The sequence below is a fragment of the Burkholderia sp. SIMBA_051 genome (assembly GCF_046534915.1).
GTDB lineage: Bacteria > Pseudomonadota > Gammaproteobacteria > Burkholderiales > Burkholderiaceae > Burkholderia > Burkholderia ambifaria.
On the sequence record NZ_JAWRXS010000474.1, the window covers coordinates 1 to 260 of the forward strand.

Here is a 260-nt window from a genome sequence, read left to right on the forward strand (position 1 = left end):
GTGCAGCGGGATTCTCCCGACGTGGGCCTGTACGTCAGCCGTCCATTTTTGCCGAAGATCGCCGGCAAGGAAGTCAGCATCGCGTTGAGCCGGCGTATCTCCCGGCCGGACGGCAGCTTCGGCGGCGTGGTCGTCGGCACCATGCGCCTGAGTTATTTCCGCGGCCTGTTCGCCGATATGAATCTCGGCCCGGGCGGCTCGATGGCGTTGATGCTGAGCGACGGCACGATGCTGATGCGACGACCCTACGATCCAAAAAT

At 63.1% G+C, this 260-nt stretch carries 1 protein-coding gene; it reads left to right on the plus strand.

Annotated elements, in window-relative coordinates; genetic code table 11:
* On the plus strand, nucleotides 1-260 hold a 260-nt coding region (locus tag SB771_RS35350; protein WP_410722085.1), incomplete at both ends, for a cache domain-containing protein.